At 64.6% G+C, this 13281-nt stretch carries 15 protein-coding genes; 5 read left to right on the top strand and 10 right to left on the bottom strand.

Annotated elements, in window-relative coordinates; genetic code table 11:
- Position 1: 1 nt before the first annotated feature.
- The 6 genes from ACFY5D_RS11300 to ACFY5D_RS11275 all read right to left on the bottom strand — a co-directional run bounded on the left by ACFY5D_RS11300 (position 2) and on the right by ACFY5D_RS11275 (position 4046).
- Positions 2–334, bottom strand: coding sequence for a GNAT family N-acetyltransferase (locus ACFY5D_RS11300; protein WP_387529312.1), 333 nt, complete (start codon positions 332–334; stop codon positions 2–4).
- A gap of 11 nt (positions 335–345) precedes the next feature.
- Positions 346–741, bottom strand: coding sequence for a ribonuclease E inhibitor RraB (locus ACFY5D_RS11295; protein WP_387529309.1), 396 nt, complete (start codon positions 739–741; stop codon positions 346–348).
- Between the two features lie 64 nt (positions 742–805).
- A complete protein-coding gene (locus tag ACFY5D_RS11290; protein ID WP_387529306.1) occupies positions 806–1813 on the bottom strand; it encodes a pirin family protein in 1008 nt (335 codons plus the stop codon).
- Between the two features lie 109 nt (positions 1814–1922).
- Positions 1923–2210, bottom strand: coding sequence for a MoaD/ThiS family protein (locus tag ACFY5D_RS11285; protein WP_387529304.1), 288 nt, complete (start codon positions 2208–2210; stop codon positions 1923–1925).
- Positions 2211–2212: 2 nt separating this feature from the next.
- Positions 2213–3316, bottom strand: a complete 1104-nt coding sequence (locus tag ACFY5D_RS11280; protein ID WP_387529301.1) for a WD40/YVTN/BNR-like repeat-containing protein — start codon at positions 3314–3316, stop codon at positions 2213–2215.
- A 64-nt stretch (positions 3317–3380) separates the two neighbouring features.
- Positions 3381–4046 carry an HAD-IA family hydrolase gene (locus tag ACFY5D_RS11275; protein ID WP_387529299.1) on the bottom strand — a complete coding sequence of 222 codons (666 nt, stop codon included), beginning with the start codon at positions 4044–4046 and terminating at the stop codon, positions 3381–3383.
- A gap of 82 nt (positions 4047–4128) precedes the next feature.
- Between ACFY5D_RS11275 and ACFY5D_RS11270 the strand changes: the two genes are divergently transcribed.
- Positions 4129–4557: a YybH family protein gene (locus ACFY5D_RS11270; protein WP_387529296.1), complete on the top strand. Its 429-nt coding sequence runs from the start codon at positions 4129–4131 to the stop codon at positions 4555–4557.
- Here the strand turns inward: ACFY5D_RS11270 and ACFY5D_RS11265 are convergent.
- Positions 4554–4889, bottom strand: coding sequence for a YnfA family protein (locus tag ACFY5D_RS11265; protein WP_387529293.1), 336 nt, complete (start codon positions 4887–4889; stop codon positions 4554–4556). The genes ACFY5D_RS11270 and ACFY5D_RS11265 overlap by 4 nt on opposite strands.
- Positions 4890–4988: 99 nt before the next feature.
- On the opposite strand from ACFY5D_RS11265, the gene ACFY5D_RS11260 reads away from it, so the two are divergent.
- Positions 4989–5435 (top strand): SRPBCC domain-containing protein, encoded by a 447-nt coding sequence (locus tag ACFY5D_RS11260; protein ID WP_387529290.1) that lies wholly within the window; start codon positions 4989–4991, stop codon positions 5433–5435.
- 3 nt (positions 5436–5438) lie between these two features.
- Here the strand turns inward: ACFY5D_RS11260 and ACFY5D_RS11255 are convergent, their stop codons facing one another.
- Positions 5439–6215 (bottom strand): SDR family oxidoreductase, encoded by a 777-nt coding sequence (locus ACFY5D_RS11255; RefSeq protein WP_387529287.1) that lies wholly within the window; start codon positions 6213–6215, stop codon positions 5439–5441.
- Between the two features lie 30 nt (positions 6216–6245).
- On the opposite strand from ACFY5D_RS11255, the gene ACFY5D_RS11250 reads away from it, so the two are divergent.
- Positions 6246–7004 carry a GNAT family N-acetyltransferase gene (locus ACFY5D_RS11250; protein WP_387529284.1) on the top strand — a complete coding sequence of 253 codons (759 nt, stop codon included), beginning with the start codon at positions 6246–6248 and terminating at the stop codon, positions 7002–7004.
- Positions 7005–7107: 103 nt separating this feature from the next.
- On the opposite strand, the gene ACFY5D_RS11245 is transcribed toward ACFY5D_RS11250, so the two are convergent.
- Positions 7108–7602, bottom strand: coding sequence for an FBP domain-containing protein (locus tag ACFY5D_RS11245; protein WP_387529281.1), 495 nt, complete (start codon positions 7600–7602; stop codon positions 7108–7110).
- 276 nt (positions 7603–7878) lie between these two features.
- Complete coding sequence (locus ACFY5D_RS11240; RefSeq protein ID WP_387529278.1) at positions 7879–8703, bottom strand: formylglycine-generating enzyme family protein; 825 nt, start codon at positions 8701–8703, stop codon at positions 7879–7881.
- Between the two features lie 250 nt (positions 8704–8953).
- On the opposite strand from ACFY5D_RS11240, the gene aceE reads away from it, so the two are divergent.
- Positions 8954–11671, top strand: coding sequence for a pyruvate dehydrogenase (acetyl-transferring), homodimeric type (gene aceE / locus ACFY5D_RS11235; protein ID WP_387529275.1), 2718 nt, complete (start codon positions 8954–8956; stop codon positions 11669–11671).
- Between the two features lie 1082 nt (positions 11672–12753).
- On the top strand, positions 12754–13260 hold the full coding sequence (gene uraD, locus ACFY5D_RS11230; RefSeq protein WP_387529272.1) for a 2-oxo-4-hydroxy-4-carboxy-5-ureidoimidazoline decarboxylase: 507 nt from the start codon (positions 12754–12756) through the stop codon (positions 13258–13260).
- Positions 13261–13281 lie beyond the last annotated feature (21 nt).

Below are 13281 nucleotides of genomic sequence, written 5' to 3'. Positions count from 1 at the left end.
TCTACGCCGTCGGCAGGATCCGCAGGTGCCGGGCTTCCGGCACAACGAGGTGGGCATCGTATTGGTGGTGCTTGGCCGTGTAAGCCTTGATGTAGGGGCACACCGCCACGATCTTGTGCCCCTGCGCGATGGTGTCCTCCAGTGCGAACACCGCCAGTTTCGAGGCCAGTCCCTGCCCGGAGTAGGCCTCGTCGACCACGGTGTGGAAGAAGACGCGCTCGATGCCGTGGTCGGTGGACAGGTCCCGGTAGTGGGCGGCGCCGATGATCTTGTCGCCGTCGAACACGGCATAGCGCTGCCGTTCGGCGAGCTGCCCGAGGTGGATTTGTTCCATGGTGCGCCCCCTTATCCGTCGCTGCTGTGTCGGCCGAAAAGGCGGCTGAAGAACCCCGGCGGCTCGCTGCCCTCGGCCAGGACCACCATGGCGCCGAAGCCGTCGTAGTATCCCTGGTGCTGCTCGTTGATGGCGTAGACGGCCCGGATGGAACGTTCGGCGTGCTCCGCGTCCATGGCCTGCCGCCGGTACACGCGCACGGGGATCAGGCCGTTGGCGTCCTGCTCCTCGGAACGGTCGACCGACCAGCCGGCATTTTCGAAGTGCGCGCAGGCTTCGTCGGCCTGCTGCGCCGATGCATAGGAAACGAAATGTTCCACCTCGCGCTTGGCTTCGAGCAGGTCTCCGATCTCCGCCCGCTCGGTCAGCGAACGCCGCAGCCGTTCAAGCTCCATCTCCAGGCTCATGGATTCCTTCCTTCCGCCGTCCCCGCGAAGTCGCGGGCCACGGGATTCATCGGGCGGGTGGCGCCTAGTCGCGCGGGCGCAGGCGGACGGTGGGCAGTACCGGGGCGGGCAGCGGATCGGGTTCGCCGTCCGGGAACTCGCCGAAGCGCTTGGCCGATCCGTCCCCGGGTTCGGCGCCGATTTCCGCCTGCCACTGCTGGCGGTATTTCACGACCTCCTCGTGGGTTCGCCCCACGAAGTTCCACCACATGAGGATCTGCTCATGGAGCGGCTCGCCGCCGATCAGCAGTGCGCGCACGGGCTTGTTTCCTGCGCTCAGCGTGACGGTTTGGAATCCGACGGGCAGGAACGCCAGGTGGTCGACCGGGACGTCGTCAACCTCGACCTTCAGCGACCCGGAATCGAGCAGGATGCCGTGTTCGTGGTGCGCCTTGAGGGCCACCTTGATCCGCGTGCCCGGTTCCATCAGGATCTCGGCGCCCACCAGCTCGGTGTGCGTGTGGACGGGGGAGGCCGAGTAGTGCTCGGCCCCGCGGTCGGCGGAGACGCTGAGCGACCCGAGGAACACGCGAACCGTCCAGTCCTCGGTTCCCATGGGCTCCGGTCGGTGGTGCACGAAGGTCGGTGCGGTGTGCCTGGCCCGGTCCGGAAGCGCGATCCACAACTGGGCGCCGTGCAGCACCCTGGTGTCCGGGGTCGAGAACTCGGAATGGCTGATGCCGCGCCCGGCGGTCATCAGGTTGACCTCGCCGGGACGGACCATGGCGTGGTGCCCCGCGGAGTCGCGGTGCTCGATCTCGCCGGTGAAGAGCCAGGAGACGGTTTGCAGGCCGGTGTGCGGGTGGCGCGGAACGCGCATGCCGCCGGATTCGCCCACGGGGTCCGGTCCGTAGTGGTCCAGGAAGCACCAGGCGCCGATCAGGCTGCGCTGCTTCTGCGGCAGGGTCCTGCGCACATCCATGGCCCGCGGCCCGCCCAGCGGGACGTTTCGCGGGGCCAGCAGCTCGATGCCTGCGCAAGCGCGGTGGTCGTTGCACACAAGTTCTTCCGGTGCGGTCTCCAGGTTGCTCATGACCATAGCGTAGTGCCGGTCGCCGGATCCGGCGAGGGGGCCCGCGGGCAGGCACGCAGGTGTCCGCGGCTACCGCATGACACAGTGAAACCCCGCAGCCTGCGCCGTTTCAGCCCCCGGCCACCGATTGCATGATCATGACCGTGGAACCGGCGGGCAGCACGGATTCCAGCCCCTGCAGCGAGCGGATGTTGTCGGGCCCGATGAAGATGTTCACGTAGCGGCGCACCTGCCCGCGTTCGTCCCTGACCCGGCGGGCAAAGAGCGGGTAGGCCTCGTCCAGCTCGTCTAGAAGGTTGCGGACGCTCGAGCCCACCGGCATGTGGGCCTCGAGCCTGCGGTTCCCGCCCAGCGCCGCGGCGAGCACCGACGGCACCTCGACCTGGATCGTCTGCATGCTCAGGCGCCAACGACCACTGCGGCGCGCACGCTGAGCACGTCGGGCAGCCGCCGGGCGACGGTGTTGAAATGGGCCCCCTCGTCGGGGCTCGCGAAGACCTCGCCGCCGCGGGTCCCGAAGTACACCCCGATGGTTCCGGGGTTGTCGTCCACGGCCGCCGCGTCGCGCAGCACCGCGTTGTAGTCGGGTTCCGGCAGCCCGTCGTGCTGTTCCTCCCAGGTCTCCCCGGCGTCGGTGGACCTGTAGGCCGAGAGCCGCCCGCCCACGGGGTTGCGCTCCTCGGCGGCCTTCAACGGGATGGTCCAGACGGTGCCGGGGGTGCGCGGGTGGGCGAGGAACACGAAGCCGAAGTCGGCGGGGAGCCCCTGGGCAATGCTTGTCCATTCATCGCCGGCGTTGTCGGTCCGGTAGACGCCGCCGTGGTTCTGGGCGTAGAGCCTGTCCGGGTCTCCCGCGTCCGCGGTGATGTGGTGGACGCACTGGCCGAACTCGGGCCACGGATCGGGGAAGAAGTCGGCCTTGATTCCCTTGTTCCGGGGTTCCCAGGAGGTGCCGCCGTCGGTGCTGCGGTACACGCCGCCGGTGCTCATCGCCGCGTGGACCACGTTCGGGTCGACGGCGTTCGGCACGATGCTGTGCACCGCGGCCCCGCCGAAACCGGCGCCCCATTCGCTGCGGTGCGGGTGGTCCCAGAGCCCGCGGTTCAGCTCGAAGTTCTCGCCGTCGTCGGTGGACTTGAAGACGGAAATGGGTTCGCAGCCAGCCCAGACGACCCCCGGGCGCTCGGCGGTGTCGGGGCGGATGTGCCAGATGCGGGCCAACGCGGTGTCGGTGTCCTCCGGGAACTTCACGGCGCCCTTCTCCGTCTCGGACCAGGTGGCCCCCATGTCGTCGCTGTGCACGACGGTGGGTCCCCAGTGCCAGTCGTTGACGCCGGCGAAGATCCTGGTGCGGCCGCCGCGGGTGTCGATGGCGACGGACGGGACCTCAAGGGTGGTGAAATACGGTCCGCTGAGCGTCCAATCCTGCCGGTCCGGGCTCTGGGCCAACCAGAGGCCCTTCTTGGTTCCGATGGCGAGCACTGTGTTTTGGTCGTTTCCCATGGGAAACAGTGCAACATCGCCCGTGGCCGATTTCAAGGGTGGATCGGTCTCCGGCACGATGTTTTCAACGGCCGTCGGCGACCGTGATGAACCCGTCCACGTACAGCAAACCCCTGTAGTTCTTGATGCGGGAAAGGCGTTTGGTCAGCGGGGATTCGTGGGTTCCGACGACGACGGTGGTGGCCCCCGAAGTGACGGCCGACTGCAGCCCGGCCGGTGCATCCTCGAAGGCCACGCAGTCGGAAATGTCCACACCCAGCGCCGCGGCCGCCTGCAGGTAGCCCTCGGGCGACGGCTTGCCGGCGATGACGTCCTCCGCGGCAACCAGGACCTCCGGGAGGGGCAGGCCCGCGGCCCGCAGGCGGATTTCTGCCAGCGTCCGCCCCGCCGAGGTGACAACGGCATAGGGGGTCGTTCCCAGCTGGCCCAGGAACGCCCCGGCGCCGGGCACCTCGATGATTCCCTCCACGCGGGTGGTCTCCTGCGCTTCGAGTCCGGCGGCGAGCCTGGCCAGGTCGCCGTTGGAACCGGGCAGGAACCGGCGCAGGGTGTCCAGGGTCTGGCGCCCGTGCGAGTAATCAAGCAGTTCGTCGATGTCGATCCCGTGTTGCCTTGCGAAATCGGTCCAGAGTTCCTCGACGACGGCCGTGGAATCGACGAGGGTTCCGTCCATGTCAAAGAGCAGGGCACGGGCCTTCAGCGCGGGGAACTGCGGGGTTTCCGGAATCATGCGATCAGCCTAACCGTTGTGCCCGGGTGTAGCATCGCCTGCAGACGGAGTGAAGGCCTCACCTGCAGAAAGGACCGCCCACATGAGCGTTGCAGCGGAACCAGTTGAGGCATTCCTGGATTCTTACGCCGCGGCGGTGTGGGACAAGGACGTCGAGGGCTTCATGCGCCTCTACGCGGATGAGGTGGTTGTCTTCGACGCGTGGGACCAGAGCGAGTACCGCGGCCGCGATGCGTGGGCGCCGGTGGTCGGGCGGTGGTTCTCGTCGTTGAACGACGAAAAGGTCGAGGTGGCCTTCAGCGACGTGCAGGCTACGAACGGCAGCGACGTGGCGTTCGCCTCGGCGCTGGTGACATATGCCGGGATCTCGTTGAAGGGCAAGAAACTGCGCTCCGTCACCAACCGTTTCACCGTCGCGTTGCACCGTTCGAGGGGGCGGTGGGAAGTCGCCCACGAGCATTCCTCCCTGCCCGTGGACGGGGCGACCGGCAAGGCCGTCTTCGGTTCCTAGACGTTGCGTGGCCCGTACATGATCAGGGCCACGCCGCCCAGGGCGACGATGGCGCCGGCGACATCCCAGCGGTCGGGCCGGAAACCGTCAACCAGCACGGCCCAGAGCAGCGAGCCAGCGACGAACACCCCGCCGTAGGCCGCCAGGATCCGTCCGAAATTCGCGTCCGGCTGCAGCGTTGCCACAAAACCGTAGAGCCCCAGCGCGATGGCACCCGCACCGATCCACAGCCAGCCGCGGTTCTCGCGGATGCCCTGCCAGATCATCCAGGCGCCACCGATTTCCAGCAGCGCCGCAACCCCGAAGAGCAGTACCGATTTGAGTATTGTCATGGGCTACATCATTTCACCCCCCCGCGTGGCCCCGCTCGGGATCCGGAAGGAGGGCCCCGGCATTCGGTTCGACGGCCGATTAGCGGTAACCTCGTGCGCATGGATATGGGACAACTCGTACTTGAACATGAATTCGCCGTGCCGCGCCCCGCATTGTGGGCTGCCTTTATTGAACCCGAAATCCTTGCCGAATGGTTTGGCCCCGAGGGATGGGGCGTCCACCTGGACACCGTCACCATTGACCCGCGCGTCGGCGGCGTGCAGGAATTTGTCATGCACTCCCTTGAGGACCCAACCCAGACCTCTCCGGTGCAGGCGAAATTCACCGAGGTGCGCGAGCACGAGCTGCTAGTGGGCCAGGACGGCCCTCACGAGATGACGTTGAGCCTTGTCATCGAATTGCGCGTCGAGCTCTTCGACCGCCCCAACGGTTCGCTGCTGAAGATCACCCAGGGCCCGTTGCCCGTGGAGGTCCTTGAATCCGCCCGTGCCGGGTGGGAATCCTCCTTCACCAAGCTCGAGCGGGTCTTCGCGGACTTTATGTAGTCCCTAGCCCCTGCCGATGAACGGCATGCCCGCGGCCGTAATGGTCACGTGGTTCACTGCGACATTGGCAGGGGACGCAGCAATGAACTCGATGGTTGCCGCGGCCTGCTCCAGATCAAACGTTGGTTCCGGCTTGCGGCTTCCGTCCGCCTGAAGCGCGCCGGAGTTGGCCCCGACATCCTGCATCATTTCCGAGGCGGCGTTGCCGATGTCGATCTGGGAGCAGGTGATGCCGTGGGCCCGCCCGTCCAGTTCGATGGACTTGGTCAGGCCCGTGATTGCGTGCTTGGTGACCGCGTAGGCAACCGTTGACGGGCGTGGCACCTGGGCGCTGATGGACCCGTTGTTGATGATCCGCCCGCCGCCGGAGCGCTGCATGTGCCTGAATGCCGCGCCTGCGCAGTACATGGCCCCGCTGAGGTTCACCGCGCAGACCTCTTGCCACTGTGCGGGGCTGAGTTCGCCGATGTTTGCGGCGGGCCCGAAGATCCCGGCGTTGTTGAAAAGCACGTCGATGCGTCCGAACCGTTCAATGGCCGCCGCAAAAAGTTCCTCCACGGCCTCCGGATCCGTGATGTCGGCGGGAACCACCAGGGCCCGCGGGTGCTGTGCCGCGGCATCAAGCAACGGCTGTTCCCGGCGGCCGGCAAGAACCACATTCCACCCCGACGCCAACATGCGCCTCGTCACGGCCTTCCCGATGCCCGAGCCTGCTCCGGTGACGAGGATTGTTCGGGGCAGGGAGTGCTGGGCTGTGTCTTGCGGGGATGAAGCATTCATGGGGGCGATCCTTGACGGTCGAATGGTCGAGTGATTCTTGTTGCTGCCCCCGAACGGGCCTTGGGGGTGGGTTTCCCCGATCCTACTGCGCAAAATATCTTCTATGCATGTCGGTTACAGACAGGGAAAAGCCGGTTTCGTACAGGTCGACTCGCGGGGTTCCGGGGATACCTTGGAACAACTATGAGTTCAGAACAGCAATCCTCAAGACTCGTCCTTGCCGTCCCGGAACCGGGCGACTGCGCGGAAATTTTCGCGATTGCCAGCGATCCGCGCACGTGGGCGCATGCTCCGGGGGAGCGAATCACCGACCCGAAGAAAACCGGCGAGCTTGTTGAAATGTTTCGCGAGGGCTGGGCAGAACACGGGCTTTCGAGTTGGGTCGTGCGCCTGGGGCGGCACTGCGAGGATCAGCGGCTTCGTCCCGGGACGCTTCTGGGAACCGGGGGAGTCCACATCTTTGCGCCTCCAGCGGCGACCCCATTCTGGAACCTCGGATACCGTTTTGCACCGGAGGGTTGGGGACGGGGCTTCGCCACGGAGATTGCTGCCAAAGCCGTCGGGATGGCACGGGACGTGAATCCCGAGGCGCCGGTGGTCGCCAGGGTGCTGTCAACGAATCCGTCTTCGGCTAGGGTTGCGCAAAAGGCTGGTCTCAGGCTGGCATGGCGGGGCGCGCCTTCGAAGGAAACGATTGCGGCCGTTGGTCAGCAAACGGTGCAGCGGCTCATTTTTGCCGACCGCGACCTTGAACCGGGAATGCTCGATTGGTTGGTTTCCCGCGGATAACGGAAGAGTTCAACACAGGGCTGAGAGCTGCCAGCAGGTCTTGGCCACCGCAGGAGGGCAAACCTCCGGCGCCGGTGATCGATTCGCCTGCGCCGGAAGTCTTCTACTTTTCGCCGTCGCGGACCCGCTGGGTGAAGTTCTGCACGTGGTCCTGCAGCACCTGGATCCTGTGTGCGATTGCAGCCTCCCGGTCAAAGCCGACATACGGCAGGGACTGCGGTGTACGGACATTAACCGAGCATTCGAACTTCTCACACACCAGTGTGCTGATGGTGTCGCCGTTGCGCCCGGCGGGGCCGGCTTGCTTGGCGTTGAAGAACGTCACGTCGTTGGGCAGGTTTACGTCTTCGCACCACGAGCACTGGGGGCGATTGCGGGTTTTGCCCTCGGCCTTGCGGAACATGATGCCGACGGGTTCGTCGTCCAGGTACGTGACCACGTAGCCAATGAGCGGAAGCTTTTCGTCGCGCCAGCCGAGGAAGTCGAGGTTTTCCCAAGAGAGCTCGTCAAAGTTGCTCGGCAGGGTGAGTGACTTGCGCTCGCGGAGCGAGGCATTGATGAACGATGGCCTGATTTGCTGTTCGGTGAGGGGAAGCATGAAGAATGTTGCCTAACTGTCTTTTCCGCTCTGCGGCAGTGGCCGGGCATGAGGCGGGAAGGTGATTCGGGTGGGAAAGAAACCGTTCAGGGGACGCCCGGAATCGGGCCACGTCCGCATGACGGAATCACCCGCGCCGTGTGGCGCGGGAAAAGAATCGCGAAAGACAGCGTTATCTCGAGCCGGCGGAAAAGACGCCGGCAACCTCCGGACGCCGTGTGGGCAGCTGGGGCGAGATGAAAACGAACATGGGAAAAACTATACGCCCGCCCGGACCTATGCCACGTCGACCGGCTGCGGCTCACCAGCCGTCGAGGGCCCGGAGGGTTTGAGCAAGCCGCGCAACGGCGTCCAGCCAACGGGTAGGGGACCGCGGATATCTGCGCGCCGGCGGTCGGCCTCGGCGGACCACCCTTGCGCGGCGGCCCCGCCCGGTTCTCCTACGGCGCCGCGTGCCACCCGGAAGCCGACGTCCTCCAGCACCGCGTCGGGCGCGCTGCCACGACGCACCGCGACACGGCAGCTCCACTTCTTGTCCGCCCAACCTCCTCCACGCAGGCTCCGGTAGTCGGCGTACCGCGCGGTGTCCGCGTAATCCCAGCACCATTCCCAGACGTTGCCGATCGTGTCGAAGAGGCCGAAGCTGTTGGGCTGCTTCAGCGCCACACCCTGAGGTCCATCGACATCGTCGGCTGCCGTCCAGGCAATGTCTTCGAGTTTTCCATGCGTTGGTCCGGTGGTTCCCGCCCGGCAGGCCCACTCCCACTCGGCCTCCGTGGGAAGCCTGTAGCCATCGGCTGTCACATCCCAGACGACGTTCCGGCCGTTGACGCCATATGCGGGTTTTAGTCCGGCAACTAGCGACGCACTATTGCACCAACGTATTGCCTCGAACCAGGTCACGGGGTGCACGGGTAACGCGCCCCGCGGATTGGCCGTTATTCCGGGGTCGGACCATTGGTCGAAGGTGACCGGAGTGGTTCCAATTTCGAAGGGCACGAGCGCCACGGTGCGAGTGGACGAGGAACGGGCGTCCCGCAGCTGGACTGTCCCCGCGGGGATCGATGCGAACGGCACTGTGTTTTCGGGTGTGCGAGGCATGGTTGCAAGTCTTCCGCATGCCTAGGGGATTGCAAGCCGGTTGTGCTGTTGCGTCTCGGGAGGACGCGTCCGGCTACGCGAGATTCTATGAATGTTGCGGTAATCCACGACGCGGCGTTGACTTATGGGCTTAAAACAGCGTTCACTTAATCTTAGTATGCGAGAGAAAGATTTCGTACAGTGAAATACTCTCGTGCTTCAAACGGTGACCAAAAGTAGCCACCCCTCTCCACATCTGAAGGAAACACCCATGACCCTCGTTGATGAGTTCGCTCAAGCATCGTCGTTCGATCCAGAGGAAACCTCTGAATGGATCGAATCATTTGATGCGTTGGTCCAGGCACGCGGAACGCAAACCGCGGAAGGCATCATGAGCTCCCTCATGAGCCGGGCGGGCCAGGCCAGCGTGAATTTGCCGCTGGTCCACACCACTGACTACGTGAACACCATTCCCGTGGACCAGGAGCCCGAGTTCCCGGGCGACGAGCAGGTCGAACGCCGCTACCGCGCCTACATGCGCTGGAACGCGGCCGTCATGGTGCACCGCGGCCAGCGCCCCGGAGTAGGCGTCGGCGGACACATTTCCACCTACGCCGGCGCGGCAACCCTGTACGAAGTGGGCTTCAACCACTTCTTCCGCGGCAAGAACCACCCCGGCGGCGGCGACCAGGTGTTCTTCCAGGGCCACGCCTCCCCGGGCATGTACGCCCGCGCCTTCATGGAAGGCCGCCTGTCCGAGGAGGACATGGACGGCTTCCGCCAGGAAAAGTCGCGCCAGGGCCACGCGCTGCCCTCCTACCCGCACCCGCGCTCGCTGCCCGACTTCTGGGAATTCCCGACCGTGTCCATGGGCATCGGGCCGGCTAACGCGATCTACCAGGCGCAGTCCAACCGCTACCTGCAGAACCGCGGCATCAAGGACACCTCCGACCAGCACGTCTGGGCGTTCCTGGGCGACGGCGAAATGGATGAACCCGAGGCACGTGGCTTCCTCCAGCTGGCAGCCAACGAGAAGCTCGATAACCTCACCTTCGTGGTCAACTGCAACCTGCAGCGCCTCGACGGCCCGGTGCGCGGCAACGGCAAGATCATGCAGGAACTTGAGGCGTTCTTCCGCGGCGCGGGCTGGAACGTCATCAAGGTCGTCTGGGGCCGCGAGTGGGACGACCTGCTGGCCAAGGACAAGGAAAACGCCTTGGTCAAGATCATGAACGAGACCCCGGACGGGGACTACCAGACGTACAAGGCCGAAAACGGCGCCTTCGTGCGCGAGCACTTCTTCGGCAAGTCCCCGGTGACCAAGGAAATGGTTGCCGACCTCACCGACGAGGACATCTGGAACCTCAAGCGCGGCGGCCACGACTACCACAAGGTCTACGCCGCCTACAAGGCAGCCACGGAGTTCAATGGCAAGCCGACCGTCATCCTGACCAAGACGGTCAAGGGCTACGGCCTGGGTCCGCACTTCGAGGCGCGCAACGCGACTCACCAGATGAAGAAGATGACCCTCGAGGACCTCAAGGGCTTCCGCGACCACCTGCGCATCCCGATCACCGACGAGCAGCTGGAGGCGGACCCGTACCTGCCGCCGTACTACCGCCCGTCCGACGACTCGGCCGAGTTCAAGTACATGATGGAACGACGCGCCGCACTGGGCGGTGCCGTCCCCTCGAGGCGCGCCAAGTCCAAGGAGATCCACCTCCCCGAGGACAAGGCCTACGACACCGCCTCACGCGGGTCGGGCAAGCAGCAGGCGGCCACCACCATGGCCTTCGTGCGCCTGCTCAAGGACCTGATGCGCGACAAGGAATTCGGCAAGCGCGTGGTCCCGATCGTGCCCGACGAGTCGCGCACCTTCGGCATGGATGCTTTCTTCCCGACCGCCAAGATCTACAACCCGGCCGGCCAGAACTACCTGTCCGTGGACCGCGACCTGGTCCTGGCCTACAAGGAATCCCCGGCGGGCCAGCTGATCCACCCGGGCATCAACGAGGCCGGCGCCGTCGCGGCGTTCACCGCGGCCGGCACCGCCTATTCCACCCACGACGAGCCGTTGATCCCGATCTACGTGTTCTACTCGATGTTCGGCTTCCAGCGCACCGGCGACTCCTTCTGGGCCGCCGCCGACCAGATGACCCGCGGGTTCATCATGGGCGCCACCGCCGGCCGCACGACGCTGACCGGCGAGGGCCTGCAGCACGCGGACGGGCACTCCCCGATCCTCGCGGCCACCAACCCCGCAGTGATCACCTACGACCCGGCCTACGGGTACGAGATCGGCCACATCATGCGCGCCGGCCTGGAGCGCATGTACGGCGGCAAGCACGAGGACCCGAACGTGATGTACTACATCACGCTCTACAACGAGCCGTACCAGCAGCCCAAGGAACCGGAAAACCTGGATGTCGAAGGCATCGTCAAGGGCATCTACAGGGTCTCCGAGAACCACATGGAAGGCCCCCGTGCCCAGCTCATGGCTTCGGGCGTTGCAGTTCCATGGGCACTGGAGGCCCAGCGACTGCTCGCCGACGAGTGGGGCGTATCGGCCGATGTCTGGTCGGTGACCTCGTGGAACGAGCTGCGCCGCGACGGCCTGGCTGCCGAACGGGAAAACTTCATGAACCCCGGCTCGGAGCCGCGCGTTCCGTTCGTCGCCCAGCAGCTTGAAGGTGCGCAGGGACCGGTTATCGCCGCCACCGACTACATGTCTTTGGTGCCGGACCAGATCCGCCAGTTCGTCCCGAACGAGTTCGCGACCCTCGGTGCCGACGGGTTCGGTTTCTCCGACACCCGCGCCGCCGCGCGCCGCTTCTTCAAGATCGACGCACAGTCAATGGTCGTGCGCACGCTGCAGATGCTGGCCAAGCGCGGGGAGGTCGACGCCTCGGCACCGGCCGCAGCCTTCGCCAAGTACCAGCTCAACGACGTCAACGCCGGCACCAGCGGAAACGCGGGCGGCGAGGCCTAGCCCTTAGGGCTCGCACGGGCAGCGGGAGGCCGTTTCAGGACGGAATTCGACCGCGACATGGATTGAGGGAAAACGTCCCCGGCATCAGCCGGGGACGTTTTCTTTTTGACAATTTTTGCCGGGCAATCTCGTGGTCTTCAGGGTGAGGCCAGTGGGAATCCAGGCTGCCGCTTCGATTGTCGAGACTTGATTTCGGGAGGGTGTGCTTTGGGTGCTCCGCATGGCGTGGAAGCGGGCAGAAGGCGCGCTGGAACGCGCGTGGGGTGGCATGGCGGGGGACCGTACCCGGAATCTGGCGTGCGCCGCTGGAAATCGCGTCACGCGGTCCTGGTAGACGCGTCATCACCGGGGAAAGTCACTCGGGGACTGGCCAAACACGGGGCCGGCTTGCGCGGACGCGCCGGATCCATCTTGAAGGTGAACCGTCTGTCGGGGCATTGCCTCGGTTCGCCGATTGAACGGAGAATCAGCCTTAAACACCACAAACGAGGGGATGCCATGGCGCCTCCAATGGCATCCCCTCGTGGTCTTGTGGGGTGTTGTTGCTTGCTACTGCATCCAGGGTCTTAGCTGCGTGCCTTGCTGCGGTGCAACCAAGACCACCATGATGTCGACTTCCTGTTCCGCGAAGCCCCGGACCCGAAGTCGGGATCCAGGCCTCGAATGGGTTCAAACATCGCGATGAAAGGCCTCACGGATAGTTCTCCGGATACCAGTGCCTCATGTCCTTTGGATGATTCAGCTGCCGAATCGACGGTGTTCATGTTTACCCCCTTCGAGGTGATTGTTTTCATATTGCGGAATATTGATTTTGTCTGACGGAATAATTATCACCCTATTTCCGGCGCTTCCACAAGGGGGTGGCCGGAAAAACTTGCCGCGCGGTCGAATGTTTCAACCTCCGCAAAACAGCCAAAAAAGTTTTTTCGGGAGAATCCTTGACGGCACGGCTGTGATGCGGGTTACATGTAACGAAGAAAGATTCCACGATTCAAAAACATCGAGTCGAAGCCGGCGTTGCCGGTGGTAAGGGTGTTCAGCGTTTGGGCGTGGCCTAAAAGATTTGAAAGAGCTGATCACCCATGGACTTGTTGCATTTCAACACCCTCGACACTCCTGCTGCGGCAAGTGTCCTTCGCCCCTGCCTTGATGTCGACCGATGGATTGATTCCATCGTCGACAGCCGTCCCTTCGGATCTATCGAAGATCTCGTTGCGCAAGCAGGACTCGCCGCGTCGTCGCTATCCGAGGAAGAAATCGCCTCGGCCCTGGCGCATCACCCTCGTATTGGTGAGCGCGCCGAGGGCGGTTCGACCGAAGCGACGTTGAGTCGCGAGGAACAGTCGGCACTCGCCCTGGACGATGGCATCAAGAAATCCCTTTCCGCCGGAAACCGGGCCTATGAGCAGCGCTTTGACCGCGTCTTTCTCATTCGAGCGGCCGGCCGCAGCAGTGAAGAGATCCTGGCCGAGCTTGATCGACGCCTTTCGAACGCCGACGAAGAGGAAACGCGCGAGGTAGGGCAACAGCTGCGCGAAATCGCGTTGCTTCGCCTCGATGCGCTCTTCGAATCCGTTTCCGCAAGCTAGCGGCATTCGCCAAAACCATCT

The sequence above is a fragment of the Paeniglutamicibacter sp. NPDC012692 genome, assembly GCF_042901625.1.
Taxonomy (GTDB): domain Bacteria; phylum Actinomycetota; class Actinomycetes; order Actinomycetales; family Micrococcaceae; genus Paeniglutamicibacter.
The sequence above is the reverse complement of the archived record's forward strand: the minus strand, read 5'-3'. Positions and strand labels throughout refer to the sequence as shown.

What these genes read in the sequence shown, in the direction of transcription:
- ACFY5D_RS11300 (WP_387529312.1), bottom strand. Translation starts at nt 334, where the DNA reads ATGGAACAAATCCACCTCGGGCAGCTCGCCGAACGGCAGCGCTATGCC.
- ACFY5D_RS11295 (WP_387529309.1), bottom strand. Translation starts at nt 741, where the DNA reads ATGAGCCTGGAGATGGAGCTTGAACGGCTGCGGCGTTCGCTGACCGAG.
- ACFY5D_RS11290 (WP_387529306.1), bottom strand. Translation starts at nt 1,813, where the DNA reads ATGAGCAACCTGGAGACCGCACCGGAAGAACTTGTGTGCAACGACCAC.
- ACFY5D_RS11285 (WP_387529304.1), bottom strand. Translation starts at nt 2,210, where the DNA reads ATGCAGACGATCCAGGTCGAGGTGCCGTCGGTGCTCGCCGCGGCGCTG.
- ACFY5D_RS11280 (WP_387529301.1), bottom strand. Translation starts at nt 3,316, where the DNA reads ATGGGAAACGACCAAAACACAGTGCTCGCCATCGGAACCAAGAAGGGC.
- ACFY5D_RS11275 (WP_387529299.1), bottom strand. Translation starts at nt 4,046, where the DNA reads ATGATTCCGGAAACCCCGCAGTTCCCCGCGCTGAAGGCCCGTGCCCTG.
- ACFY5D_RS11270 (WP_387529296.1), top strand. Translation starts at nt 4,129, where the DNA reads ATGAGCGTTGCAGCGGAACCAGTTGAGGCATTCCTGGATTCTTACGCC.
- ACFY5D_RS11265 (WP_387529293.1), bottom strand. Translation starts at nt 4,889, where the DNA reads ATGACAATACTCAAATCGGTACTGCTCTTCGGGGTTGCGGCGCTGCTG.
- ACFY5D_RS11260 (WP_387529290.1), top strand. Translation starts at nt 4,989, where the DNA reads ATGGATATGGGACAACTCGTACTTGAACATGAATTCGCCGTGCCGCGC.
- ACFY5D_RS11255 (WP_387529287.1), bottom strand. Translation starts at nt 6,215, where the DNA reads ATGAATGCTTCATCCCCGCAAGACACAGCCCAGCACTCCCTGCCCCGA.
- ACFY5D_RS11245 (WP_387529281.1), bottom strand. Translation starts at nt 7,602, where the DNA reads ATGCTTCCCCTCACCGAACAGCAAATCAGGCCATCGTTCATCAATGCC.
- ACFY5D_RS11240 (WP_387529278.1), bottom strand. Translation starts at nt 8,703, where the DNA reads ATGCCTCGCACACCCGAAAACACAGTGCCGTTCGCATCGATCCCCGCG.
- aceE (WP_387529275.1), top strand. Translation starts at nt 8,954, where the DNA reads ATGACCCTCGTTGATGAGTTCGCTCAAGCATCGTCGTTCGATCCAGAG.
- uraD (WP_387529272.1), top strand. Translation starts at nt 12,754, where the DNA reads ATGGACTTGTTGCATTTCAACACCCTCGACACTCCTGCTGCGGCAAGT.